General features: G+C 45.0%; 25 protein-coding genes and 1 riboswitch. Of the genes, 22 read left to right on the forward strand and 3 right to left on the reverse strand.

What is annotated here, in order from left to right:
* Positions 1-10 precede the first annotated feature (10 nt).
* From MKX59_RS13200 to MKX59_RS13300, 21 genes are all read left to right on the forward strand, one after another.
* Positions 11-349, forward strand: a complete 339-nt coding sequence (locus MKX59_RS13200) for a cyclic-phosphate processing receiver domain-containing protein (RefSeq protein ID WP_025724126.1) — start codon at positions 11-13, stop codon at positions 347-349.
* Complete coding sequence (locus MKX59_RS13205; RefSeq protein WP_076264869.1) at positions 346-660, forward strand: thioredoxin family protein; 315 nt, start codon at positions 346-348, stop codon at positions 658-660. Before MKX59_RS13200 ends, MKX59_RS13205 begins: the two co-directional genes overlap by 4 nt.
* Positions 657-1,430 (forward strand): ABC transporter ATP-binding protein, encoded by a 774-nt coding sequence (locus MKX59_RS13210; protein WP_076264870.1) that lies wholly within the window; start codon positions 657-659, stop codon positions 1,428-1,430. Before MKX59_RS13205 ends, MKX59_RS13210 begins: the two co-directional genes overlap by 4 nt.
* A 22-nt stretch (positions 1,431-1,452) precedes the next feature.
* Positions 1,453-2,511 (forward strand): SAM-dependent methyltransferase, encoded by a 1,059-nt coding sequence (locus tag MKX59_RS13215; RefSeq protein WP_076264882.1) that lies wholly within the window; start codon positions 1,453-1,455, stop codon positions 2,509-2,511.
* Between the two features lie 181 nt (positions 2,512-2,692).
* Positions 2,693-4,186 (forward strand): serine/threonine-protein kinase, encoded by a 1,494-nt coding sequence (locus tag MKX59_RS13220; RefSeq protein WP_081326442.1) that lies wholly within the window; start codon positions 2,693-2,695, stop codon positions 4,184-4,186.
* 39 nt (positions 4,187-4,225) lie between these two features.
* The gene (locus MKX59_RS13225; protein ID WP_075154275.1) at positions 4,226-5,212 is read left to right on the forward strand and encodes an SAF domain-containing protein; all 987 of its coding nucleotides are present in this window, start codon (positions 4,226-4,228) and stop codon (positions 5,210-5,212) included.
* A 22-nt stretch (positions 5,213-5,234) separates the two neighbouring features.
* Positions 5,235-5,948 (forward strand): hypothetical protein, encoded by a 714-nt coding sequence (locus tag MKX59_RS13230; protein ID WP_071558653.1) that lies wholly within the window; start codon positions 5,235-5,237, stop codon positions 5,946-5,948.
* A complete protein-coding gene (locus MKX59_RS13235) occupies positions 5,945-6,802 on the forward strand; it encodes a hypothetical protein (RefSeq protein WP_023988988.1) in 858 nt (285 codons plus the stop codon). The genes MKX59_RS13230 and MKX59_RS13235 overlap by 4 nt, the downstream gene beginning before the upstream one ends.
* Positions 6,803-8,638, forward strand: coding sequence for an ATPase, T2SS/T4P/T4SS family (locus MKX59_RS13240; RefSeq protein WP_053325607.1), 1,836 nt, complete (start codon positions 6,803-6,805; stop codon positions 8,636-8,638).
* Positions 8,628-10,712 carry a hypothetical protein gene (locus MKX59_RS13245; RefSeq protein WP_340858474.1) on the forward strand — a complete coding sequence of 695 codons (2,085 nt, stop codon included), beginning with the start codon at positions 8,628-8,630 and terminating at the stop codon, positions 10,710-10,712. The genes MKX59_RS13240 and MKX59_RS13245 overlap by 11 nt, the downstream gene beginning before the upstream one ends.
* Before the next feature lie 51 nt (positions 10,713-10,763).
* Entirely contained in the window at positions 10,764-11,243 is a 480-nt protein-coding gene (locus tag MKX59_RS13250) for a hypothetical protein (protein WP_023988985.1), read from the forward strand.
* Between the two features lie 40 nt (positions 11,244-11,283).
* On the forward strand, positions 11,284-11,679 hold the full coding sequence (locus MKX59_RS13255) for a hypothetical protein (RefSeq protein ID WP_076264873.1): 396 nt from the start codon (positions 11,284-11,286) through the stop codon (positions 11,677-11,679).
* Position 11,680: 1 nt separating this feature from the next.
* Positions 11,681-12,235: a hypothetical protein gene (locus MKX59_RS13260; protein WP_028541716.1), complete on the forward strand. Its 555-nt coding sequence runs from the start codon at positions 11,681-11,683 to the stop codon at positions 12,233-12,235.
* Positions 12,222-13,211: a hypothetical protein gene (locus MKX59_RS13265; RefSeq protein WP_028541715.1), complete on the forward strand. Its 990-nt coding sequence runs from the start codon at positions 12,222-12,224 to the stop codon at positions 13,209-13,211. Before MKX59_RS13260 ends, MKX59_RS13265 begins: the two co-directional genes overlap by 14 nt.
* A 183-nt stretch (positions 13,212-13,394) precedes the next feature.
* Positions 13,395-14,948, forward strand: coding sequence for an ABC-F family ATP-binding cassette domain-containing protein (locus MKX59_RS13270; RefSeq protein WP_023988981.1), 1,554 nt, complete (start codon positions 13,395-13,397; stop codon positions 14,946-14,948).
* A 93-nt stretch (positions 14,949-15,041) separates the two neighbouring features.
* A riboswitch (TPP riboswitch) is annotated at positions 15,042-15,150 on the forward strand.
* Positions 15,151-15,414: 264 nt separating this feature from the next.
* The gene (locus tag MKX59_RS13275; RefSeq protein WP_081391172.1) at positions 15,415-16,008 is read left to right on the forward strand and encodes a thiamine phosphate synthase; all 594 of its coding nucleotides are present in this window, start codon (positions 15,415-15,417) and stop codon (positions 16,006-16,008) included.
* A 64-nt stretch (positions 16,009-16,072) separates the two neighbouring features.
* Positions 16,073-17,221, forward strand: coding sequence for a glycine oxidase ThiO (gene thiO / locus MKX59_RS13280; RefSeq protein ID WP_340858475.1), 1,149 nt, complete (start codon positions 16,073-16,075; stop codon positions 17,219-17,221).
* Positions 17,218-17,421, forward strand: coding sequence for a sulfur carrier protein ThiS (thiS, locus tag MKX59_RS13285; RefSeq protein WP_013310519.1), 204 nt, complete (start codon positions 17,218-17,220; stop codon positions 17,419-17,421). Before thiO ends, thiS begins: the two co-directional genes overlap by 4 nt.
* A gap of 2 nt (positions 17,422-17,423) precedes the next feature.
* Positions 17,424-18,191, forward strand: a complete 768-nt coding sequence (locus MKX59_RS13290) for a thiazole synthase (protein ID WP_338532477.1) — start codon at positions 17,424-17,426, stop codon at positions 18,189-18,191.
* Positions 18,188-19,249, forward strand: coding sequence for a ThiF family adenylyltransferase (locus tag MKX59_RS13295; protein ID WP_053325600.1), 1,062 nt, complete (start codon positions 18,188-18,190; stop codon positions 19,247-19,249). Before MKX59_RS13290 ends, MKX59_RS13295 begins: the two co-directional genes overlap by 4 nt.
* 138 nt (positions 19,250-19,387) lie before the next feature.
* Positions 19,388-20,080, forward strand: coding sequence for a response regulator transcription factor (locus tag MKX59_RS13300; protein WP_340858476.1), 693 nt, complete (start codon positions 19,388-19,390; stop codon positions 20,078-20,080).
* Between the two features lie 65 nt (positions 20,081-20,145).
* Here the strand turns inward: MKX59_RS13300 and MKX59_RS13305 are convergent, their stop codons facing one another.
* Positions 20,146-20,643, reverse strand: a complete 498-nt coding sequence (locus MKX59_RS13305; protein ID WP_028541710.1) for a C40 family peptidase — start codon at positions 20,641-20,643, stop codon at positions 20,146-20,148.
* 280 nt (positions 20,644-20,923) lie between these two features.
* A complete protein-coding gene (locus MKX59_RS13310; RefSeq protein WP_069080597.1) occupies positions 20,924-21,565 on the reverse strand; it encodes a thiamine diphosphokinase in 642 nt (213 codons plus the stop codon).
* Between the two features lie 148 nt (positions 21,566-21,713).
* On the opposite strand from MKX59_RS13310, the gene MKX59_RS13315 reads away from it, so the two are divergent.
* Positions 21,714-22,178: a low molecular weight protein-tyrosine-phosphatase gene (locus MKX59_RS13315; protein WP_023988973.1), complete on the forward strand. Its 465-nt coding sequence runs from the start codon at positions 21,714-21,716 to the stop codon at positions 22,176-22,178.
* 144 nt (positions 22,179-22,322) lie between these two features.
* On the opposite strand, the gene MKX59_RS13320 is transcribed toward MKX59_RS13315, so the two are convergent.
* Complete coding sequence (locus tag MKX59_RS13320; RefSeq protein WP_316243783.1) at positions 22,323-23,057, reverse strand: alpha/beta hydrolase; 735 nt, start codon at positions 23,055-23,057, stop codon at positions 22,323-22,325.
* Positions 23,058-23,284 lie beyond the last annotated feature (227 nt).

A 23,284-nucleotide genomic window follows, 5' to 3' on the forward strand; every position in this document is an offset into this window, starting at 1 on the left:
GGAGAAGTTGATGTATTTGTTTATGGACGATTATCGGCCTTGTCCTCCGGGCTTTAAGCTGGCAAGAGATGCGGATGAGTGTCTACTGCTACTTCATGAATACCCTATTTCAATACTATCGCTAGATTATGATTTGGGTCCAGGTCAGCCTACGGGAAAGGATGTGGCTGCTGCTATCGCAGGGAAACGGTTATATCCACGTGAAATTTACTTGCATTCCTCCAGTCCAGAGGGGCGGCGAGCCATGTACGAGCTACTCTATGCGAATAAGCCAGAGGGAGTCACCGTGCATAACGGGCCCATACCCGAGGAGCGTATGCGAGAGATCAGAAAAGGGTCTGAACGATGAAAGAGATCGGACAAAAAGAGGTGCGCCGTGCCATATGGGAGGGATGCAAGCTGGCTTTGTTTGTGTACACTCCCATGTGTGGAACATGCGCGGCTGCCCGTAAAATGCTGGAGGTAGCAGAGCATTTGCTCCCTGAAGAAGCAGTGGTGCAGAGCAACATTAACTATATTCCTGAACTGGTACAGGAGTACCGGATATCCAGTGTTCCCGCGCTTCTTATATATAATGGTGAAAACAAAAATCCTGAAATCATCTACAAAATGGAATCTGTAGAACACTTGCTGAGCAAAATAAGGAGCGTGATGGAATGATATCCATGAAGAGCATTACGTTGCAGCGGGAAGAAAGATGGATTTTGGACGATGTAAGCCTGGACATACGAGAAGGTGAACATTGGGCTATTCTGGGTCGCAATGGTTCCGGTAAAACAACATTGCTGGAAATGATGACAGGGTATATGTTTCCAAGTCGTGGTACGGTTGAAGTCCTTGGGCAAATGTATGGTCAATGTGATGTGCGGGAAGTTCGCAAACAAATCGGATATATCAGCCAGACTTTGTTGGAAAAGCTGGCGCTAAAAGATCCCGTTTGGGAAGTGGTCGCTACAGGTGCGTATGCTTTTTTGCGCTTTTATCAGGAAATTCCGACAGAGGCAAAAGAAAAGGCTCTATCTTTGCTGGAGGGTATGAATTTAGGCGACTTGATTCATCACCCGCTGGGGACGTTATCTCAAGGAGAACGTAAAAAGGTGATGCTGGCCCGCTCACTGATGGCAGAACCTCGTCTGCTAATTATGGACGAGCCTTGTGCCGGGTTGGATCTATTTGAGCGGGAAAAAATGCTGGTCGAGATTGATCGGCTCCGCAAGCGGGAGTTATCAGTGGTCTATGTGACTCATCACATTGAGGAGATTGTCCCCCTCTTTACGCATGTTGCATTGATTCGTGATGGTAAGGTCGCAGCAGCTGGCCCGAAAAAGGAAGTTTTAACGAAAGAATTGATTATGCACACATATGAAGTTCCGGTTGAGCTGGATTGGGATGGAGAACGCCCCTGGATTCGGGTGTGCACTGGAGGGTAATGTTATTTTGGAGGAACTATATATCAGTACAGATGAACAAAGTGAATCTACTTTGTCATCATCAAGATTTGTTTGTACAGCCAATCACGGTTTTGCACCCTATGCTCAAGAGGAGCTTAGAAGAATATTTGGCTCTGTTAAAAGCACGATGCTTTTACCTGGTGAAATTTTTCTGGCTACATTACCTGCGGAAGAAATTGAGGCAGTGAGGACAATTACAGGTCAGCCGCCGATGTTTTTACGTCACTTATTTCCTGTTCATTTTCAGGAAGAAGGAACGGACCTGGTTCAGGTACAGGAGCGTCTGGTTGCATTCATCCGTAACCGCAAGGAACTGATTGATCAACGTGTTTCTTTACAAGTGCGCAAAGGATCTAATAGCAGTTGGATTGAAAGCGCAGGTGCGCTCAAGCAGGCTTTGAGTGAACAATTAAGTGATCTACCTATGGAGCAGACAGTACAAGGCGCCGATGTTATTGTGTCCGTTTTTGCAGATACAGATACGTGGTATGCAGGTGTATCGCGTCCTGAGGACAATCTATCGGATTGGAGCGGAGGCGCGGTTCGTTTTCAAAAAGAAGATGGACAAATTTCTCGTGCCAAATTCAAGCTATTGGAAGCAGAAGCAACGTTCGGCATAGATTTTGTCGCTTTCCATCAGGGACTGGATATTGGGGCAGCACCGGGTGGATGGACTTCCTTCTTACTGGAACGGGGACTGAAAGTTACAGCGGTTGATCCGGCAAAGATGGAGCCATCACTGATGAAGTACGCCAATCTGACTTTTTTGCGTAAAAATGCAAGTGAAGTCAAATTTAAAGAGAATTCGTTCGATCTGCTGGTTTGTGATATGAGCTGGAGTCCTAAGCAAATGGCAAGGCTCGTTACTGATTTACTATATAGTTTGCGAAGTGGTGGTACTGCTATCGTTACGGTCAAGCTAATGCATAAAAAGCCCTTGGCGCTCATTCATGATGTAATTGCTTCATTTGAAGAGTCCGGCATGCAGATTCAGCGAGCTAAGCAGCTATTCCATAACCGAGATGAGATCACCCTGTACATGATCAAGTATGGAAAATAATACTTTACAATGGATACAGGTGTGCTATATAATAAATCCAAATTGTTCCTTAAAAAATAATAATCACGTTTAAATCAAGGGAAAGCATCCCGCGAAAACGGTTTTCATGACGACATGGAAATTTGATTTTGCGGCAGCTTTCCCTTTTTTGCGTTGTCCGCTTGAGAAAGGAGGTAGGAGAATAATGAAGCAACCATCACAGTTGGAATTCGGATCAATTATCGGTGAGCGTTACCGTATTGTTCGCACATTGGGTTCGGGAGGAATGAGCCGCGTGTTCATGGCAGAGGATTTAAAACTGCCAGGCAAGCAATGGGCGGTGAAGGAGTCGGTTGCCGGGCCACAAGTGATGAAGCTTGTACGCACGGAGGCAGAGATGCTGATTTCGCTAAGCCATCCACGTTTACCGAGAATTGTTGATTTTTTTGAGCATCCTCCATCTGGTGCGGTATATCTGGTCATGGATTACATCGAAGGAATTACGCTGGAAGCATACATGAAGGGCTACCAAGGCTATATTCCACAGGAGCAAATCGTCCCATTCGCTTTGCAGCTACTGGATGTGTTGGACTATTTGCATACCCGTCAACCGCCAGTCATTTACCGGGATCTGAAACCAACGAATATTATGCTGACACCGGAAATGGAATTTATACTGATTGATTTTGGAATAGCGAGGAGCTATAAGGCTGAACTGGATCAAGATACGGTAAAGCTGGGCACAGTGGGCTTCGCTGCTCCGGAGCAATATGGAGCTGGTCAGACGGATGCTCGTTCAGACTTATACAGTTTGGGAGCGCTGCTATTGTATCTTTGTACAGGAGGCAAATATAGCGAGTGGACTGCGGGAGTAGAAGGGTATATTCGCGGAGAATTGCCCCGCCATTTGATCCCAGTGATTCGAAAACTGCTGCGTCAGCATCCTGAGGAACGATTTCAATCTGCCGGGGAGGTCATTGGAGAACTGCGGCGCAGTGCTGATTTTCAGCCTGCTCAACAAGGAATATCCGTTAATGATGCCTCAATGGATTATGCAGGTACAAGAGTAGTGGCTGTACTGGGTGTATCTGCCGGCTCCGGTGCTACGCATACAGCAATTGCGGTGAGCCACTATCTGGCTCGAAGGTCCCGCTCCGTAGCTTTGGTTGAGCTGCACAGCACAGCCAAAGCATTTGCCCGACTTCAAGAAGTCGTAGAAGGCACATCTGTTGGACAATCGAGTTCAAGTCGGCGTTTTGAAGTCGATGGAGTACATTACTGGCGACAAACATCTCGTGCGGATGTCATTTCTTTGTTGGGTGGTTCCTATAGATTTATCGTACTGGACCTGGGGAGTGGGCAGGACAATGAACGACTGGAAGAATTCTTGAGAGCCGATTATCCGCTCGTCGTTGGCTCAGGGGCCGAATGGAGAGTTCAGGATATAGCAGGGTTAGCCCGATCTCTTCAGCGCCATCCACAGCACAAATGGAATTACTGCTTGCCATTGGCAACCTCGGAGGCGGCCCGCAGGCTTCGTAAGGAGCTGGATCACGATAAAGTATTTGCTCTACCGTTCCACTCAGACCCCTTCGAACCGGATGATGAGATGGATCAGGTGTTGGACGAGCTGTTTCGCGGAGTCATTCCAGATACCCGGAGAAGACGCTTCGTATTCCTTAAGCGACGGCGCTAGATAGAAGGTATATATCAAAAGAGGCAGGGGAGAAGTTGTGTGTCCAAGCTAAGAAAAAGCAGTAAACAAAAACTATACGCCGGTTGCATTGGCGCTGGGATTGTTGGCATTATCTTTGCCGGCTACCTTATGGTTAATATCCATCAAATGAATGAGGTCAGGAAACAGGCTGAGGTAGAGGCAGAACTGAAATGGAAAGTGTATGAACAGGAGCAACGAACCGCAAAACAAGGCTGGGTGGTTGTCCGTGACATTTCTCCAGGTGAACAGATTGCATCTAATGATTTGAAGGGAATTAAAGTTCCCGGTTCTCAGGCTCCATCAAATTTGCTGGCAGATAAAAGTGAAGTTTCCGGAACCACAGCCAAGATTGAGCTTAAAAAAGGATCTGTGCTTACATCGGCTATGATAACTGCTGATGAACCCACACCTAAAGATTTACGCAACCGTGAGCTAAAGGTGGTGGTACTACCCAACAGCCTGAAGTCGGGGGACGAAGTGGATATTCGCATTCAATTTCCAACAGGTCAGGATTACATTCTATTATCCAAAAAGAAGATTTCCCGACTGGAAGGTCCAATTGTCTGGGTCACTTTGAATGAGCAGGAAATATTATCGCTTTCGAGCGCGATTGTTGATGCCTATCTGCATAAAGCATCCATTTATGCTCTGACATATGTCGATCCCCAATTTCAGCCCAAAGCAATCCCGACCTATCCGCCCAATGCGCAGGTGTTAGCGTTAATGAATAGTGATCCGAATTTGATACACATTGCTGAACAAAAGCTGTCCAAGCAGCTGCGGGATTCCCTTGAAAATGCAATTAATTCATCAAACAGTGTGATTTCAACACCTGTGGAAAGGAGTCTGAGTGAGGAAATTGCAGCTCAGCATGCGGGTGCTACTATAGAAAACCCAGCAAGCGGAAATGATGATACAAGAAATGAATATGAGAACGAGCAGGATCATCAAGAACAAACAAAGATTCTGACGCAGGACGGAAGCTCTGATCCGTATGCCAAATAAATGAGAGAAAAGGAACGGAAGTATGAAAACATGGATATTTGCCGGGCTTTGTGACAAAAGCGATACCTTGTTATACATCAGCAGCATATTAGCAGCTTCCGGCCAACAGGTACTGCTTGTAGATGCTACGTTGCGGGGACGGTATCGGTATAGCATAGGGATGCTTGACAAACCACTTCCCATTACGCAGTTTAGTGGTTTTGATGTAGCAATTGGATTTACAGCATGGGAAGACCTGCATATAGGTATGACGGCTGATCAGAAGGCAGAGCAGGCTTATGACATTGTTATTTTGGATGTAGAGTTACCTGATTTTTGCCCAATTTCTGTTTGGAAAAGGGCAGAACTGCGAGTTTGGGTCAGTGATTATAGCCGCATGCTAATGCATAACGGACAGAATTGGCTTGAGCATTTATTCAGTCAACCTGAATTTCCTAAAGATCTTGTATTTCACAAGCTTTTTTTACAGGCTGTGGATTGTGGTGTGGAGGAGCCGTACCTGTGGGAATACATGAATCATTTCCCAGCTTCTTGGCAGCAAGAGCCATATGTACTGCCATGGGATGAGGGGCTGCTTGCTCTGAAACTGGAAAATGAGCATAAAAAACAGCTGCTACTAAAACCGCTATCCAGAATGTATAAGAAACAATTATGCCTTTGTATTGGGGAATGGATGAATTGGGAATTAAAAGTGAGTCGTCGTGCGTTAAAGCGTGCGGAAAGGAGTAGAGCATGAGTACCATTTTGTTTTGGAGCCCCATAAAGGGGGCTAGTGGAAGTAGCTCTTTGGCGGCAGCAATAGCAATTACCATAGGCAATCTATATCGAGGAAGACTATTATTGACTCATTTGGGTCGTAAATATACCGGTATTGAATCAGGATTACCTATACAAGAGTATGGTATGGACGATCCAACCCTACAGCTTCAGGAAGGGGGCTGGGATGCTGCCGCACGTTTAGTTCTGCGAGGGACACTGTCTAAAGAAAATATTCGTAATTATACGACGCCTGTACTCGAACATACTTTGGATGTACTTGAGGGAACCTCCAGCTTTGGAGCTGCACCGCCGTTACTATCTCCAGGGCTTGTACGGGCAGTAATAGATACAGCGAATCAATATTATGATTTAACGCTGATTGATGCAGGAAGTGGAGCAGGGTGGGGGGCTGTACAGCATGAAGCATGTGCACGAGCCAAACTGGCCGTTCTTTCACTCACTCAGAATATGCGAGAGTTAGACGCTTATTTTGAATCTGTGTCTCCGTTATCTACCTATTCATCGTTACCCTTATTGATTGTACTTGGGAAATATGATGTGCATTCTCAAGTGAATGAAACGAATATTCGCAGGAGATATGGCTACAAAGGTGCTTTGTATACAGTCCCTTATAGCACCGGATTTATGGACGCATGGAACCGCAGGGATGTGATCGGCCATGTGCAGCGTGAGGTGCGAAGTGGAAAAGAGCAGCACCGCAAGCTTTTTATGCCCGTGAGATGGGCGCAGAGTATACGGCATATCAGCAAAGCTATTCTGGAGGCGGCAGAGTCCGATCTTCGGCTCAAGGCTTTGGAGAGGGGCGCTTAAATGCTGTCCGCTCAAATGATCAACGGATTGATTCTTACCTGTATAGTACTGATGTGCATCGTACTGATTATTGTTAAATACCGAGGGAATCTTCACTCGCGACATTCAACCCTTCGGGTAGAAAAAAAGAACGAAGATGCCACATTCGAAACATTAATAGAGTATATCAAAAATGCACTTCATGAACTAAGTCATAGCCAGATGGCGGATGCCGGATTGCATGAAGAGGAATATAGACGGCGTATCCATCAAAGGGCGGAACTACGCAGGGCGTTAAAGGACTGTGCCAATGGCAGCATGGGTGATAAACGTTTTGTTAAAAATCTGATGGCTGAGCTTCTGATTAACGGTTACGGCTTAAACGAGAAAATTGTCGATATTGTTATGCCATTCTCCCGACCTGAGTTGTTTAGCATACAGGATCAATTCGAAATTATATTTTACCAATACCAGCAGAAGTTTGGCGCTGATGCACTATCACGTTTACTGGATACTTATGACTTGGCCGAAATGAGGTATTCACAGCAAGGTGAAGAAGATGGAAGTTATCTCGTTACCGCAGAGGATATTCGTTATATCTATGACTGTGAGTACCGCCCTCTTTCCTTTTTGGAGAAAGTGGATATTATTGTCCAGCGGATTTATCAGCATTACAAAGGCTTTTCCGTCATTGATGATATTCGTGACCAGCGGATCGACGGTGTAAGTGGGGGCGTCAGTGGTATGCCGGAAGGTGGGATTCCTGCATCATCAGACTGGCCTTCGGATGGGTATGTATTTGAACAAACATCTGCGCCTACTGCCAATGGTTATGAGAGCGTATGGATCTTTTATAAAGGTAAAACTATCCATCTTTCGTTCCTTTCCTTCGGATCTGAGCGTGAACTTAAAAGGGTGTGCCAAAATATTTATAAATACAATTACCCGGGACAGCTTTCCGAAGCGAATGGTTATAAGGTCAACGAAATGAAGGATGGGTCACGGGTAGTGGTGGTGCGCCCTCCTTTCTCAGAATCGTGGGCTTTCTTTATCCGTAAATTCGATATTCAAAGCGCATCGCTGGAACAGTTAATTAAGGGACAGAATGCTGATTTTCCAATCCAGCTACTTTCTTATTTAATGAAAGGCAGCCGGATTACCGCTATTACAGGCGCGCAGGGTTCAGGTAAGACGACGTTGTTAATGGCGATGGTCAAGCATATTTATGCTTCGTATACGCTTCGTGTTCAAGAAATGGCCTTTGAACTGCATCTACGCAGCATTTACAGTCGCCGTAACATTCTTACCTTTCGAGAAACGGACCATATTTCAGGACAACAAGGGCTTGACTTGCAGAAAAAAACAGATGGAACCGTCAATATACTAGGCGAAGTAGCAAGTGATGAAGTAGCTGCTTGGATGATTCAAATGTCGCAGGTTGCCAGTCTGTTCACCATTTTTACTCATCATGCCAAAACATTTCGTGATCTCGTGTTTTCACTTCGTAATTCATTGCTCAAAACAGGAGTATTTCAGCATGAAGGCATCGCTGAGGAACAGGTAGTTCATGTCATTAACTTTGATGTGCATCTCAAACGTGATGCGGAAGGGCGACGCTACATCGAACGGATCACAGAATGTGTGCCGCGTGACCCGGATCATACGGATGCAGGCTCCAATGTTTCAACGAGCTATAGTTATCGCCACATTATGGAATATCGGAACGGAAGCTATATACCGATGGAGCCCCTTACTGCCAAAAGTGCAAAAGAAATGTGTGAGCAGATGAATGTAAAGGATGCCAGAGATTTCCGCAGTTTTTTGACCCGCTATTGGGAGGAAGACTATGAGTCTTAAAGAAATTTTATTATGGATTTTACTAATATCAGGTGGGGGCTTTGCGCTTCTATATATAGTTTTGTGGGGGTTGCGTAAGCGAAGTAGTCATGCAGTTCGCAGAGGACGAATTCATTCTGTTCAGGAAGGTCGCAAAGGAAAAGCGGTACTTCAACGTGAGCTGCAAGCCTTACTGCATAAGTTGTACACGCTGTGTATGAAGGTGCCTTTTTTATCTGGATACATCACAAGTGTACGTAAGCGTCTAGCTGGTCAGCATGCCTACGATGAGTACAAGCTTCGCCTACAGACCATGAAGATGACGCTGTTCATCTGGGGGGCTTTTACTTGCAGTGGCGTTGTGCTGGTCATGATGAAGCCAGGAATAGAGTTTGCTATATTGGCTGTTTTATGCGGAGTGGTAATCAACAGTCTTATTTTGGATATGGCCATTAGCCGGATGGAGAAAATGCTACTTGCACAGATGATCGAATTATTCGCCAATGTACGTCATTATTACCATCAGCACGGTATGGTGGAGGAAGCCATATCCGAAGCGGCCGATTTGGCGGAGGCAGAGGCTGGGAGACACGCACGACTCATCCATGAGGCGCTAACAGATGTTGATCCGCACGAAGCATTGGAAAGATACTATGAGTCGGCTCCTAATCGATTTTTAAAAGCTTTTGCCGGTATCTCATATATGGTAATGGAGTTTGGTGACCGGGTTGATGAGGGGGGCTCCATTTATTTGAAGGGGCTCGGCAGTCTCGCACGCGAAATCCAGTTGGAGTTGCTGCGAAGAAATAAACTGGACTATCTGTTAAAAAGTCTAAACGTGATCGCACTGGCACCTGTTTTCTTTACGACCCCAATCGAGACATGGGCGAGATCCAGCTTTCCATCCATGAATGAGTTTTATCAGGGAAAATTGGGTTATATAACGAAATTGTCCGTTTATATTGTGATAATCGTATCTTATTTCCTGTTACAGAAACTGCAACAGACCGATGAGACAGGATATCGTGCGGGTAGAGGCCGGAGGGTTTGGGAGCAGAAGCTATACCGTTTTCCCATCATTCGTAATGTGGTGGATTCTTTAATTCCGCGTCAGCATATGTCTTCTTATTTCCAAATAACCCGTCTATTAAAGGAAAGTGGTGCGGAGGTTAAGCTGGAGTGGCTCTACATACGCAGAATGGCTCTTTTTATCGTAGGATTGGTGCTCAGCATCAGTACGATATTTTTTTTACATGAAGCTGAGAAAACGCATATCCTTCACGCCCCAGTACAATCAGGTCAAATGTTTGGACGTTTAAGTCCGGTGGAGCAAAAAGAAGCTTCGAAGCAGAGTGAGATTGATCGCAAAATCATGCATTCGCTGAACATGAGGGCGAACAGCACATACGAACAAACGTACATTGTTTTAGAGCATAATGCTAATGGAACTGCTACTCCTGAACAGCTATCCACAAATACTCGGCGTATCCTCCAAAAGCTGAAAGATTGGAATGATGAATACATCAAGTGGTGGGAAGTACTGATTAGTTTGATTGTTGGGTATGTAGCCTATCAAATGCCTATGCTTTTATTATATTTGCAACGAAAAATGCGTCGGTTGGATATGAGGCATGAGGTGTATCAATTTCAAACGGTTATTTCCATTTTACGGGTTATGGAACGAATGTCTGTCGAGGAAATATTGGAGTGGCTGAACAGATTTTCAGTTATATTCAAAAGACCTCTGCAAAAATGTTTGCTTCATTATGAACACGGGCCAGAGGCAGCTCTCGACTTGCTAAAAGAAGAGGCACCTTTGCCGGAATTTCAACGTCTAGTGGACAAGCTCCATTTGTCTTTGGGTAAAATTACGATTCGAGAGGCCTTCGATGATTTGGAATCCCATATGTCCTACTATTTCGAACAAAGAAAACAGGAGTATGAAAAAATAATAGACAGCAAGGCTATCTGGGGAAGGATGATTGGTTTTGCCCCGATGTATGGTCTTATCTTTTTATATTTGGTGATTCCGTTGATCGGTATGAGCTTTGTTCAAATGGATAACTATTATGAGCAAATACAAAAAATTCAGTAAAAAAGTTCTATTATGACTAATACAAAATAACAAGCTGAGGAGAGAAAAACAATGAATAACGCATCAACAGCTTTAAAGGTAGCCGCTGGGATATTTTTGACCATCGCTCTAATTACGATTGTAGTTATACTGTTTATTTCAGCCCAGGAGGCGACTAAAACGGCACAAAACAATTTTGCTGATATCCAGACCGAATTGTCTCAGGCCTCTTTTACGGTATATGACGGCACAACGATTAGCGGTTCCCAGGTGACCAATGCGCTGCGGAAGTTTCAGGGGAAGGACCAATTCGGCATTCAGATTAAAACCGGCAAAAATATGGCAGGCCAGTGGTACGGTAATGCTCTGAACATTAGCCCAGACAGTGAACAGTATGGCGCCGTGAATGGCGGCAGTGATAAGACTGGGAAAATCACGAATACGCTTAATGAGAAAGAGAATGAATACGTAAATCCAAGTGGCAAATTCAAGGCTGAAATCGTCAAGGACAAATCGAACGTTGTCCGTGGATTGTTGTTTACCCAGTCCTAAGCACTACAGTAAAGATAATAATCATAAGGGGGATGAGGGTATGTCTGATCACGCTTCAAGCATGCTGCGGCTTGGTGTGTCAGTTATTCTGTTCATAACCGCATGTGTAACGGAAGCAGACTTGTCCAGCCAGCTGGATGGTGCACTGGAATTAAGATCACAGCAGGAGGAGCATTCTGAAGGGCGAATAGCCCGTACTGCTGGGGTGGGGTTGCCGGAACGGATAAAAGGGACTCAGGTAATGCAGGCAATTCGCATGAACTTACAGGAGGGGATTTCGATTCATGTCGACGGGACAGAGTACGATGCGTATTCTGAACCGTTTGAGCCTGATGTATCGACCTTAGATGCTTCTTCTTTATATTCCATATACCCACAGCGTAATGGGAATGGGGACATAACATCTGTACGTTTTGAGAAATTGGGGGAGGAATGAAGTGGTTCAAACAATATCCAAGCTGTTGGGGGCGCTGATCGCTGTATTGCTTTTGTACATCGTACCCGCAGCTCAAGCTGCTGAACGGCAGGAAGATATATCCGGGTTAAATACATATCATTCAACTGTACGTTTTGTTGATATGGTAAGAACCAAAGGTTACATTACACCGACGATGTATAACGATTTTATGCGTGATCTGGAATTGACAGGCAATATCTACAAAGTTGACTTGGAGCATATGCACAAAAAGTATGTACCGGACTATGCAGATGCCGCGAAGCCAGACAGTTTTCTGGGCAATTATGAAACTGTATATGATGGGTACTATAATCCGCAAATCTTACCTGTACTGTTTCCTGACAATCAGCAGCCAAAATCAGATCAGCCACGTCGGTATACCTTGATGGCCGGGGATTATTTTACGGTCCGGCTACATAATACGAATCGGACTCCTGCGGACTTGTATAAATCATGGCTTCTCGGTGGGGCAGATAGCGGAAAGCCGGCAGTTACAGCTTCTTACGGGGGCATGGTTCTGAATGAAGATTACTGATTTTGCAGTCATATTTATACTTTTGTTTTTGCCCTTTGGTGTAGTTAGTGACTTACGGGTCCAGAATCAGCGTGAAGTGCAGCAGCTAGAAATGAAATATACGTCGGCTCTCCGTACCGCAGTTCAGGATGCAGGGGTTATGCTCTCACAGAATGAACGTCAAGAACGCGAGGCCGGATACGGATCGGATAAGTTTTTTCGTGTAGATAAAGAAGCAGCGCTGCACACGTTCCTGCACACCCTTTTTCTTAATGTAGGCATTGATGGGGATATAGTAGCACAACGTGCATTATTGGATTACATACCAGCCATTGTAATTCTAGATTATGACGGTTATTATGCGTTCACTTCAGAAGCCTATACCGACGAGCATGGACAAGCTGCCATAGGTCCCAAATGGAGCGAAAAAAAGCCATATGCCTATGTTGATTCAGTAGACAACAGTGTGGGGTTCACCTTGGATAATTATGTGCACGCATATGATGCGCGGAATCACAGGTGGGTGGAGGGCTTTCAAAAGGAACTTCAGGACCAGACCCCTATATCTTTACTGAATAATTCAGAAACTTTTGAGCAAATACGTCGTTCCACCATCGTTCGCAGCGTCCAAGAGGACCTGGCGCGAATTATTAATGTCCATAACGAAAAAGCTGCACGTAACGGCATAACTTATACGTTCACGCTACCGCTCATTCCGCAAGAGGAGTGGTACAACACAGTAGATGATGTGGGTCTGATCGCGTTTATCCAAGGCATTCCGGTCGGAGACAGGTATTACAATAACTATGGATTTGGTGGTGGGAGAGTCGTTAGAAAGCAAGACATTATAGGCGGCATAGAACCAGATACTGGGATGAAATATTTTTATAGAGATTCATGTCCAGCTCCCTTTAAAGCGAGTGAACGTTTTGCGGATGAAAAATCTGCAGCAGCTGCGGGATACTTTGAGTACAAATGTTATAATGGCTTAAAATAATCACCTTCATGGGTGGTTTTTCTTTTTTTAGGCAGATCCATATCAAAAACCTTAAAAATCGCTGTTTTCCATATTCCGATATGGTTGCAGAATGTGCTACAATAAAGCTTTGAAAGAAACGAAATGCATATGAAATAAGAACAGTCGGCAGCGCCGATGACAATAAGGAGCCAAAAACAGCTTATGAGTTTATTGACTGTAGAAAATGTATCTCACAACTTTGGGGACCGCGCATTATTTAAAAATGTTTCCTTTCGATTGCTTGCGGGGGAACGTGTAGGTTTGGTAGGAGCTAACGGTGTCGGTAAATCGACACTCATGAACATTCTGACTGGAAAATTGCTTAAGGATGAGGGTAAAGTGGAATGGACTCCACGTGTACGTTACGGCTATCTGGATCAGCATACCAAGCTGACACCGGGCAAAACGGTACGTGATGTTTTGAAAGACGCTTTTCTTCCTTTGTTGGAATTGGAAAAGGAAATGATGCAGATTACTGACAAGATGGGGGATGCTTCTCCTGAAGAGTTGGAAGTGCTGCTGGAACAGATGGGTGAAATTCAGGAGCAACTGGATATGGGGGATTTTTACCTCATTGATGTGAAGGTTGAAGAAATGGCGAATGGACTAGGTCTGTCGGCCATAGGACTGGATCGGGATGTATCTGCACTTAGCGGTGGGCAACGGACAAAGGTGCTTCTTGCTAAGTTGCTGTTGGAAAAGCCAAATGTCCTGCTGCTGGATGAGCCTACCAACTATTTGGATGTAGAGCATATTGAATGGCTTACGCGCTATTTGAAGGATTATCCCTATGCTTTTATCCTTATTTCACATGATACTGAGTTTATGAACCAGGTCGTTAATGTTATTTACCATCTTGAATTTGCCAAGATGACCCGTTATTCAGCTAACTATGAAAAGTTTCTTGAAATGGCGGATCTGAACAAAGCTCAGCATATTGATGCTTATGAGAAGCAACAGGACTTTATTAAGAAACAGGAAGATTTTATTCAGCGTAATAAAGCGCGTGCCTCTACATCTGGCCGAGCAAAGAGCCGTGAAAAGCAACTTGATCGGATCGAACGTATAGATAAGCCTGAAGAAGCTGCGAAGCCAACCTTTCAATTCAAAGAAGCACGTGCAAGCGGAAAGACGGTATTTGAGGGTATTGATTTTGAGATTGGTTATACGCATGCCCTTTTGCCTAAAATGTCCATGACGATTGAACGTGGCGAAAAGATTGCTATTGTTGGCTACAACGGTGTCGGTAAATCGACATTGCTCAAAACCATATTGGGAAAAATTCCACCAATCAGTGGAAAAACCTATCAAGGTGATTTTTTGCAGCCCGCTTATTTTGAGCAGGAAGTAAAGGCGGAGAAAATTACACCGATTGACGATGTGTGGAATGAATTCCCACATTTGAACCAGCATGAAGTACGAGCGCATTTGGCGCGTTGCGGTTTAAAGAATGAGCATATCACGCGTCCGCTATCTGCGCTCAGTGGTGGAGAACAGGCTAAAGTCCGTCTTTGCAAACTGTTAATGCGTGAAAGCAACTGGGTACTGTTCGATGAGCCTACCAACCACTTGGATGTTAAAGCTAAGGATGAGCTGAAACGTGCCTTGAAGGAATACAAAGGGACCGTATTGCTTGTATCTCACGAACCGGACTTTTACGAGGATTGGGTAACCAAAACGTGGAATGTGGAAGAGTGGTCAAGTAAAGTTAACTAACATCAACTAAATCCAATTCTGCATATTTCACACGAAGTGGGGTTTGCAGAATTAGGAAAATATGCTAAGCTATCTTTAGCTTATACAATAAAATAGTCACACTAGGGGAGCCGCCCATGCGGCTGAGACGGAATAAATGGATTTCGGACCCTTTGCACCTGATCTGGGTTATGCCAGCGTAGGGAAGTGAGCGCCGTACAAACAAGGCAACACCATCTTATTTTTGTTTGTGCGTGGGACGATACACGTATACGGATATCATTGTCCGTTCGATTATTGGACGTTCGTTAAACCACTTCCTTGGGGAAGTGGTTTTTTTGCGTTTCGTTCACTTTAAGTTGTTCGAGCTTCCGTAGACGATTCACATACAATCCTCTTTCATTACTGCTGGTAGACGTGACTGGCTAAGCTTAGATCTTTTAGTCCAATGTGAGGTGAAGACAAAATCGAATTACACGCAATTTCGATGGAAAAGGGCACTTTTGCACAAGCAGCCCAAGTGGCTGCTGTGATTTGTCCGTATGTTCATTATGTACACGCACGTTTAAAACAGAATGGTGCCTCTGCATTGCTATCTTTGACTCGCAGCATGGTGGAGCAGGGAGTTCCTTTGCAACAAATTGTAGTAAATGATCGTGTGGATGTAGCTTTACTTACTTTGGTTGGAGCCGTCCAGCTACCAGCTAATGGATTACCTGTAGCGGATGTGAAAAGCCTACTTCCAAAGGGTACACGCTGTGGAGTATCTGTGCATTCCTTGAAGGAGGCGCAGACTGCCGAGCGGGTAGGAGCGGACTATGTACTTTATGGTCACATATATGAGACCCATTGTAAGCCCGGTATTGTACCACGGGGTTTAGCTCAGCTTGAACATATTTGCAGGCTGTCGAACATTCCGGTGATCGCGCTGGGCGGCATACAACCGCACCATATCCCGGAGCTTTATAGGGCCGGAGCAAGCGGAATTGCGGTGATGTCTGGTATATGGGAGGCTGAGTCGCCCGTTGCAGCTGCGCTGGAATATCGGCGAATGGCAGATCTTGTAGTTCACGACCTGTAGCGAGAAAACGAGAGTAGAGGCAAGCTGAAAGCAGAATGGTTTATGGAGAGGAGACACGGAACAAATGCCAAAGATACACATAGAGGCAAGAGCGATAGGACACGCTGAATGCTTGGTCATAGGTGGAGGTGTCATCGGCAGTTCCATTGCTTACCATGTGGCCAAGGAGGGAAGAAGTACGATCATGCTGGAACGATTGATCCCGGGTGAGGGAGCCTCAGGAGCAGCGGTTGGAATGCTGGCAGCGGAAAGTGAAGAGTTCACCGACTCTGAGCTGGCACGGTTTGCTCGCATAAGTCGAGACGCATTCCCTGAGCTTGTCTGTGATCTGGAGCGTTTGTCAGGTATTTCGGTGGAATTCCGTACAGAAGGATTTGTGACTCCTTTCCGTACGGAAACTGAAGGCCAAAAACGCTGGAAAGCTGCTAAAACGCGAGAGGATGATTGTCCTATCTGGTGGGATGCGAAGGAATTGGCCCGACGAATTCCAGGTTTGGATGAACAAGCGATCGGGGCAATATATCGTTCAAAAGAGACACAAGTGGCTCCTGTCCAGCTTTGCCATGCTTATGCAGGTGCTGCTGTGGTGCTGGGGGCAACGGTATGGTCTGGTACACAGGCAGAGCAACTGGTCATACAGAATGGTCGAGTTTGCGGTGTTCGAACAGATAGTGGCTTTTTTTCCTGCGATCAGGTCATTATTGCCGGAGGCTTGGATAGCATGAAATTGCTAGCGCAGGTTGGATTTGAATATCCACTTTATCCGGTCAAGGGTGAAGCGGTAGCGGTCTCCTTGAAGGATCACCCGTTAGAATACACCATTTATGCTGATGATATTTACCTCGTGCCTAAACAGAATAACGAGCTTTGGATTGGGGCAACGAGCCTTCCGCATCAATATGACGAAGAGGTGACCGTAGGAGGCTTGGAGGGGTTGCTGGCACGTGCCTCTGCTTGGCTGCCGCGCGTCCGTGAAGCTTCTTTTATACGCACTTGGGCGGGCTTACGTCCGCAGGCCGCATCAGGTCATCCTTTTATAGGCACTGTCCCTGGGGTCGAGGGCGTATATGCTGCCGTCGGGCATTATCGCAACGGTGTCCTGCTGAGTGATGCTACCGGGCGTGCGCTGGCAGCTATGCTTAATGGGGCTGGTGCAGCTGAACTTGGGATAAGTAGATTTTCTTCTGAGCTCCTCAAGGAGGAAAGCTTATGAAGCTGACGATTAACGGCCAGAGCCTGACCTTTTCTAATCGAATCACTCATGTGGATCAATTGCTACATGAGCTTGATGTAAAGGTGAAAACCGTAGTGGTAGAGCTGAATCGGCGTATATTGACCCGTGAAGATCATGATGAAGCGGTACTGAAGGATGGAGATTGCCTAGAGATTGTACATTTTGTGGGAGGCGGTTGATCATGTTAACCATTGGAAAAGCATCTTTTACCTCAAGGTTGTTGTTGGGAACAGGAAAATTCTCTGATCTAGATATCCAATCCCAAGCCGTAGAGGCTGCTGAGACGGAAATATTGACGTTTGCTGTACGGAGATTGAACTTGGAGGAACGGGATAAGCAGCATTTTCTCGATATGCTGGATTTGAGCCGGTATACACTTCTTCCCAACACAGCAGGGGCTACAACAGCAGAGGAGGCCATTCGTATTGCCCAATTGGCAAAAGCCTCCGGCTTGTGCGATATGATTAAGGTGGAAGTCATTGGGGATAGCAAGACACTGCTGCCTGACCCTTTTGAAACGTTGAAAGCTAGTGAAAAGCTGTTAGAAGAAGGCTTTATCGTGCTGCCCTACATATCGGACGATGTGATTCTAGCCAAGAGGCTACAAGAGCTTGGAGTACACGCCGTTATGCCTGGAGCTTCACCGATTGGTACAGGACATGGTTTGCTCAATCCGTTTTCATTAGAGCTAATTATTGAACAGGCGGAGGTTCCGGTTATTGTCGATGCGGGTATTCGCTCACCCAGTGACGCGGCAATGGCTATGCAGTTGGGGGCAGATGCTGTTTTGTTGAACACAGCCGTATCAGGAGCGAAGAACCCAGTAAAAATGGCTGAGGCCATGAAACTGGCTGTTCGTGCTGGAAGATATGGTTTTGAGGCGGGGATGATTCCTGTAAAACGTTACGCTTCAGCGAGCAGTCCGACAGAAGGCATGATTCAGGCATGAAGGTATCTGACAAATCCGGTGCAGGAGGAACACATCCAAGTGACCGTTATTCCAGACAAGAAAGATTCACACCCTTTGGACCGACAGGACAACGTCGGCTTGCTTCCTCTCACGTATTAATCATAGGTGTTGGAGCGCTAGGCACAGGTATTGCGGAAACACTTGTTCGCGGGGGCGTAGGTACAGTGAGCCTCGTAGACCGGGACTATGTGGAATGGAGCAATTTGCAGCGCCAACAGCTTTTTCAGGAAAGTGATGCTGCGCAAAGATGTCCCAAAGCAGTAGCTGCTCAGCGAAGATTAAAGGATATTAATTCGGAAACGGTTATACATGCACATGTACTGGATGTTAGGGTGGAAGAGCTGGAAGAGTTGATCCAGGGGGTAGATCTCGTAATGGATGCAACCGATAATTTCGATACCCGACTTCTTATGAATGACATGGCACTAAAGCATCGGATTCCTTGGATTTATGGGGGATGTGTGGGCAGCTATGGTGTAACCTACACCATTTTACCGGGTCAAACGCCTTGTCTTCACTGTCTGCTGGGAACTGTGCCGTTTGGTGGTGAAACCTGTGATAGCGCCGGGATTATTCCGCAGGCCGTACAGATGGTCACGGCTAACCAAACTACGGAAGCTTTCAAACTTCTGGGTGGATATCCAGAAGATTTGAGAGGAAAGCTGCTTTCGTTTGATTTGTGGAAAAATGAGTATGTAACGATAGCAGTAGATAGCGTTAAAAAGGAGAATTGTCCTTCTTGCGGCAACCAACCGACGTATCCCTACTTGTCGGCCTCTCATCGGCAGAAAACAGATGTTTTGTGCGGCAGGGATACCGTTCAAATTAGACCAGCAAACCCGACACATCTGAATCTTGCGGAAATAGCAGATAGATTTGCTTCTTTGGGAGAAGGAAAAGTAGAGCAGAATCCGTTTTTGGTTTCCTTTAGTACAAGCGAGCATCGCTTAGTTGTTTTTGCAGATGGCAGAGCGTTGATCCATGGGACAAAGGACGTGGCAAAAGCAAGAAGTCTGTATCATCGCTATTTGGGTTAAACCATAAAAGCAGAAAGCCATTCTTTGGAGAATGATTTTCTGCTTTTTTGTTACAATAATATTAATATGCTTTAATGGCTTATAACAAACTTGTTCGTATCCAATGTAATGCTATGTCCAAACCAGGTGGGTGAAAAGATGAGCCCGTTAATTTTACTTGTGGATGTAAATGAAGCGTCTCCCGTATTTGTTCTTCCATTGGAGCAGGCAGGTTATCAGGTGGTACATGTTAGCAATACATCGGATGCAAGCTCTTATGCAGCCCACAATCCGGTGAATTTGCTACTTCTGAACATAGGAGATGAACAGGCGGATACACAAGGCTTGATTCGCATTTTGCAGCAAAACCATCCTCATGTCCCGCTATTTGCAATGACTTCATCAGATGAGGAGGACCATATTGTTTCCTGCTTTGAACAAGGGGCACATGATGTGATCGTTCTTCCCTTTTATCCTAGAGTTTTTCAGGCAAGAGTGGCTAATTTATTGCGGATTTTTGGTATTGAACGTGATGTGAAAAGGGCGATCGAAGCGGGTGATTTACATATAGACAATGCAAGCAGAATGGTGAGCAGAGGGGGACAAAAACTGGAACTAACTCCGAAAGAATTTGATCTTTTGCTTCATCTGGCGATACATCTTAACCAAGTTTGTAGCAGGCAGCAAATTCTGAAGGATGTTTGGAAACATGATTATATCGTTGATACGAACGTAGTAGACGTCTATATCAGACATTTGAGGGTTAAAGTAGATAAAGGGTATAAGTTTAAAATGATCCGTACGGAACGAGGTATTGGTTATTCACTCAGAACACCAACCGTATCAGAATAGCATAAGGTATATAAAAAAGCCGGAACTTTTCGTCCCGGCTCGCATATTTCAAAATGAGTTTCATACTACAGCACGCGGCGTGCTTTAATGTATGTTCTTTTCCAGTTGCCGGAGTTCAAATCGGAGATGGTCACGCCAGGTCCGCCGTAAGTGTGTAAAATTTTACCCCCGCCCATATAGACTGCTACGTGGGTAATGTTGCGTCCTGTGGCACGGCTACCGCTTGAAAAGAACACTAAGTCACCTTTTTTCAAATTGGACTTGGATACGGCATGTCCGACTTTAGACTGTTGAACAGAAGTACGTGGCAAATCCACTCCGTATTTCTTGAATATGTGCTTCATGAAAGAAGAACAGTCAAAATTACGTGTAGTGCTCGTGGAAGCTCCAAACTTATAAGGAGTTCCCATATATTTTTCACCGTAGTTAATTACTTTTTGGCCTACTGAAGTAGTAGTGGCAGCTTGTGCCGTATTTGTTCCCTCAATTGCAAAAGTACCAAAGCCGATAGTGGCTGCGACCCCTGCTATAATTACCTTTTTTATGATTTTCTGCATATTCATGTTGTAAGTACCTCCAGAAATTGATTTGTGCAATATTTTGCTGAGTTGCTAACTAACTGACAGCGTTGAGTATAACAGTTTTGAAACCGCCTAATAGTTGGAAAAGAACTCTCAAATGCTTGAGGGACAAGACTTACACAGCGTTTATTAAAAAACGATTAAAAATTACAATTTGTAAAAAATAGATCGATTCATAGATCTCTATAAACGGAAAAACCCTTGTTAATCAAGGGTTTTGAGTGAAAGAACAATCTGAACAATGGTTACAACAATGTCATAATTAATCCTTGCTTTGAATAACGAGTAGTAGACCGCTTTTGATGGAAATCGTACCTTTTGAAGCCGTTAGCTTATTACTGACAGCACGCGATTGTCCCATTTTGAGGGTGGCATTATGTAGCGGATACATAAATCCTTCCAGTTGTATACCTGTTACTTCGGCAGTCATAGGAAGCAGCGATGTATATGTATAGCCCATAGGCTGGATCTCAAGCGTTGATCCGGTGAGCTCAATATAATTATGTGCGTCCATAATAGCGCAGCTAATATGATGCTGCATTGCGCGTACCAATATTTGAACATTAGCTAATGTGTGATCCATCCGGGTGCCAGTCACACCAAGCAACAATACATGATCTACGTGCTCGTCCATAGCGATTTCCAAAGCAAGCTCAGTATCTGTTAAGTCTTTAAGTACTGGATCACACGCAATCATACGTTGGCTTGCTAATTCTACCTTTTCTTTTTCCTCTGGTGTGATCGAATCAAAATCTCCTACAGAGACATGTGGTGTAATACCGTGTTCGATCAGGAAAAGAGCACCTTTATCTGCACCTATAATAAAATCATCGGGTTGTATTTGATGTAAATCTTCTTCATTAAGTCGACCGCCTGAAAATACAATCGCTCGTTTTTTTGTCATAATCAACATCCTTTCTTTCTGATACGATCCTATATATACTATCGTTTTTAAGTATACCGCGTTAAATATGGCTTGCACAATTTTGGAGGACACGGATACAATGAAACAGAAAAAAGGAAGTGTAACGTGTAATAGGAAGGAGAACGAAATGATTAACGTTTTGTTTGTATGTTTGGGCAATATTTGCCGCTCTCCGATGGGGGAGGCGATACTGAGACATAAGGCGCAGGAACGGGGATTGGGTGCAGAAATCGGGGTAGACTCGGCCGGGACAGGCGACTGGCACATCGGAAATCCCCCGCATGAGGGAACACTAAAGCAACTTAAGCTGCATGGAATCAGCGAACAAGGCATACAGGCGAGGCAAGTAACGGGCCGCGATTTTGACGCGTTTGATTATATTGTGTGCATGGATGACTCCAATGAACAAAACATGCGTAAGATTGCAGGTGGGGCGGAGGCTGATATTCTAAAATTTATGGATTTGCTCCCTCAAGAAAAATTAAGAGAAGTACCCGACCCGTATTTTACAGGGAATTTTGAAGAGACCTATCGATTAATGGACGCAGGGTGCGACGCCTTGCTGGACAAGATCATAGAAGAAAAGCTATAATGTGAACGAAAGATGACGGCAATAATTGCCGTTTTTCGTCATACATTTTTGAAAGCGTAACCAAATTATGAAAAAGAGGAAGGAGCTTTATGACCTATTAGGTCAATGCTCTCATTCCCCTTAGTTACCTGGAAGAATATTTACTCAGGCGCGATCCAAAAAATACATTAGCGCGTCAGGCAACTCGTTTTGCCAAAAGCCCCACAAATGTTTGCCATCCTTTTCACGGTAAGAAACTTCAGCGTTCCGTTCGCGCAGCAAATCTGCACATTGACGGTTAAGCTCTACAAAGTTGTAAATGCCAGTATCACTCTCAAATGCATCTTCCTGAAGGCCAACTGTCATCCACACCCGCAAATGAGACAGATCTTTCTCACGGGCGATGATTTCCTGCGAAGCTTCATAGTAAGCACCTGAGAGGCTGATAATGCGGTTGAACAGCTGAGGATACATCAAAGCCAAATGCAGAGACACACTGCCTCCCAGTGAATCCCCCGCCAAAATGCGGGACGCTGCATCTTTTCTTATAGGATACTTTTGCTCTACATAGGGAATAATCTCTTCTGCAAAACAGGCTGTATACGCCTCAAAACGATTGCCAAAGGGAGCATACTCCTGAGTTCTGATTTTGGTATTCACTTCCACTCCTACAATAATGAAGGGTTCGACGCCCTCATCTAAAATGAGGCGGTTGGCGTGAGTTGCAATGCGGCCAAAATTGAAAAATTCTTCTCCGTCCTGACAGTACACGACCGGGTAGCTCAATATTTCATTATAGCCCGGCGGCAAATAAATCCGGAGAGTTCTGGTCTCGCCAAGAAAGCGGCTACCTACTTCGTCTTTAAGGATGGTTCGTTTTAAATACCGAGAATCCGTCATTTTTCGTCACCTTTCTTGGGTATTATTTTGCATTCGGGATCACAATAAGTTAAGATTACCCTGATTGCAATAGATGTTTAAAATTTCAATCATGTACTAAGCTGTTATAGTAAAAAACATACCCTGTTACACACACAAAAATGTGGCAAACTCAAAAAAAATAACTAAATCTTTGACGCGAGCGATATAACAGGTGTATAATAATCCTATAACAGCGGAACTTGATA

It is taken from the genome of Paenibacillus sp. FSL R7-0340 (assembly GCF_038002205.1).
Lineage (GTDB): Bacteria > Bacillota > Bacilli > Paenibacillales > Paenibacillaceae > Paenibacillus > Paenibacillus polymyxa_B.

What these genes read in the sequence shown, in the direction of transcription:
- MKX59_RS13250 (WP_023988985.1), top strand. Translation starts at nt 10,764, where the DNA reads ATGAATAACGCATCAACAGCTTTAAAGGTAGCCGCTGGGATATTTTTG.
- MKX59_RS13305 (WP_028541710.1), bottom strand. Translation starts at nt 20,643, where the DNA reads ATGAATATGCAGAAAATCATAAAAAAGGTAATTATAGCAGGGGTCGCA.
- thiS (WP_013310519.1), top strand. Translation starts at nt 17,218, where the DNA reads ATGAAGCTGACGATTAACGGCCAGAGCCTGACCTTTTCTAATCGAATC.
- MKX59_RS13320 (WP_316243783.1), bottom strand. Translation starts at nt 23,057, where the DNA reads ATGACGGATTCTCGGTATTTAAAACGAACCATCCTTAAAGACGAAGTA.
- MKX59_RS13315 (WP_023988973.1), top strand. Translation starts at nt 21,714, where the DNA reads ATGATTAACGTTTTGTTTGTATGTTTGGGCAATATTTGCCGCTCTCCG.
- MKX59_RS13235 (WP_023988988.1), top strand. Translation starts at nt 5,945, where the DNA reads ATGAGTACCATTTTGTTTTGGAGCCCCATAAAGGGGGCTAGTGGAAGT.
- MKX59_RS13210 (WP_076264870.1), top strand. Translation starts at nt 657, where the DNA reads ATGATATCCATGAAGAGCATTACGTTGCAGCGGGAAGAAAGATGGATT.
- MKX59_RS13290 (WP_338532477.1), top strand. Translation starts at nt 17,424, where the DNA reads ATGTTAACCATTGGAAAAGCATCTTTTACCTCAAGGTTGTTGTTGGGA.
- MKX59_RS13200 (WP_025724126.1), top strand. Translation starts at nt 11, where the DNA reads ATGTATTTGTTTATGGACGATTATCGGCCTTGTCCTCCGGGCTTTAAG.
- MKX59_RS13310 (WP_069080597.1), bottom strand. Translation starts at nt 21,565, where the DNA reads ATGACAAAAAAACGAGCGATTGTATTTTCAGGCGGTCGACTTAATGAA.
- MKX59_RS13275 (WP_081391172.1), top strand. Translation starts at nt 15,415, where the DNA reads ATGGAAAAGGGCACTTTTGCACAAGCAGCCCAAGTGGCTGCTGTGATT.
- MKX59_RS13270 (WP_023988981.1), top strand. Translation starts at nt 13,395, where the DNA reads ATGAGTTTATTGACTGTAGAAAATGTATCTCACAACTTTGGGGACCGC.
- MKX59_RS13240 (WP_053325607.1), top strand. Translation starts at nt 6,803, where the DNA reads ATGCTGTCCGCTCAAATGATCAACGGATTGATTCTTACCTGTATAGTA.
- MKX59_RS13265 (WP_028541715.1), top strand. Translation starts at nt 12,222, where the DNA reads ATGAAGATTACTGATTTTGCAGTCATATTTATACTTTTGTTTTTGCCC.
- MKX59_RS13300 (WP_340858476.1), top strand. Translation starts at nt 19,388, where the DNA reads ATGAGCCCGTTAATTTTACTTGTGGATGTAAATGAAGCGTCTCCCGTA.
- MKX59_RS13230 (WP_071558653.1), top strand. Translation starts at nt 5,235, where the DNA reads ATGAAAACATGGATATTTGCCGGGCTTTGTGACAAAAGCGATACCTTG.
- MKX59_RS13255 (WP_076264873.1), top strand. Translation starts at nt 11,284, where the DNA reads ATGTCTGATCACGCTTCAAGCATGCTGCGGCTTGGTGTGTCAGTTATT.
- MKX59_RS13205 (WP_076264869.1), top strand. Translation starts at nt 346, where the DNA reads ATGAAAGAGATCGGACAAAAAGAGGTGCGCCGTGCCATATGGGAGGGA.
- MKX59_RS13245 (WP_340858474.1), top strand. Translation starts at nt 8,628, where the DNA reads ATGAGTCTTAAAGAAATTTTATTATGGATTTTACTAATATCAGGTGGG.
- MKX59_RS13295 (WP_053325600.1), top strand. Translation starts at nt 18,188, where the DNA reads ATGAAGGTATCTGACAAATCCGGTGCAGGAGGAACACATCCAAGTGAC.
- thiO (WP_340858475.1), top strand. Translation starts at nt 16,073, where the DNA reads ATGCCAAAGATACACATAGAGGCAAGAGCGATAGGACACGCTGAATGC.